We start from the raw sequence: 1,476 nt of genomic DNA on the forward strand, positions 1-1,476 counted from the left end.
CAGGGTAAGAGCATCTCAATCACGCTTGACAAAAGGACTCAGAAGAATCTAATATATTGTCAGTCAAACAAGAACGGATAATTTGAATCAGATAATCATTATCCATAGCTGCCCTTTTCATTTTTTGTCGAAGACTACGTTTGTAAGTCGGTTCACGATTGAGGGCATTGAGCGCGAGCCGTCGCAGGACAGCTAAATTCTGGGGACTGTGGAAAGAGCGAATCCGGCAAGCATCTTCAGCAAAGGTACAATCTAAAGTCCAATGAGCCTCATTTTCAATCCCCCAATGTTTTCGGATAGCTCGACCTAAAAGTTGAGCATCACTATCTAAAGAAGTTAGATAAAATTGCACTTCCCGAGTAGTTTTATTCCAAAGATGACGGACTCGAACCACCATGACCACACTTTTAAGTCCCGCCCATAATCGGGGTTGGTAAAGCTCACTGATGACTGTAATTGGCACCGACCAAACTTGACGGATTTCTCGCCGATGATGACCGGATTCAATCCGTTGGTCATAACTAAAATCAAGCCCAGAAAACTGATGCGCCTTAGCTTGTTCAAACCATTCTCTAACCTGAGCATATAAAGTTGGATGATTAGCTTTAAGTGAGAGAACATAATTCCCTTTCTTGTCAATAATCTTTTGAGCAATCTCAGTTTGAGTCCCCATCGCATCAATAGTAATGATACAATCAGTAATGTCTAGCAACTCTAATAATGCCGGAATCGCCGTAATCTCATTCGATTTATCCTCCACTTTCATCTGTGCCAAAACTAGACGTTGTTCAGCAGACCAAGCAGTAATAACATGAAGTGCCGATTTCCCTTGATTACGGTCATAAGAACCTCTAATTGTCTTACCATCAATGGGAATAATTGCTCCTCCTGTCCGAGTCACGAGAGTTTCTACCCATCGGAAAAAGCAGCGATTTAAAGCTTCGGGATCAATAAACTCAAATACTCTCCGAAAAGTGTCGTCGGAAGGGATACCATAAGGTAATACCAAAAATTCTTCTAACCACTTTTTTTTACTAATGCCATAATTCTCGATGTCTTCCCACCCTTGCGCTCCGGCAATTATAGCCAAAATTGCGACCGTCAAAATATCTGTAAGTAGATGTTTCTTAGTTCTCTCAACTCTCGGGTCTTTAAGGTCGGCAAAATGCTGGACTAAGCTCTGTTGAATAGCTTTAATTTCTGCTACTTCTTGGAGTTGGGGGTGAGAAGGAAAACTTTTTTTAGCAGAGGCAGATTTAATCTCAAAACCCTGAGACATAAAGTATCTTCCTAAAGATTTTATTATGGGGCATAGTTGCCCGATTGTATCAGGTTCGGTGGATTACTTTTAATAAAAATCCCTGAAATTATTGGTAATAAGGGAGCGTTATCATGGGCGATAGCGACTTGACTTAAGAACACTCATTTGAGTCATTGTCAAGTACAATTTATACCAAATTAGATGAGCTTACCCTG

General features: G+C 40.7%; 1 protein-coding gene. It reads right to left on the reverse strand.

Translation table 11 applies throughout. The features are described 5' to 3' along the window. Positions 1 to 19: 19 nt before the first annotated feature. Positions 20 to 1,279 (reverse strand): ISAs1 family transposase, encoded by a 1,260-nt coding sequence (locus QUA45_RS28760; RefSeq protein WP_333223346.1) that lies wholly within the window; start codon positions 1,277 to 1,279, stop codon positions 20 to 22. Between the last annotated feature and the right edge of the window lie 197 nt (positions 1,280 to 1,476).

It is taken from the genome of Microcoleus sp. Pol12A5 (genome assembly GCF_036701435.1).
GTDB lineage: Bacteria > Cyanobacteriota > Cyanobacteriia > Cyanobacteriales > Microcoleaceae > Microcoleus.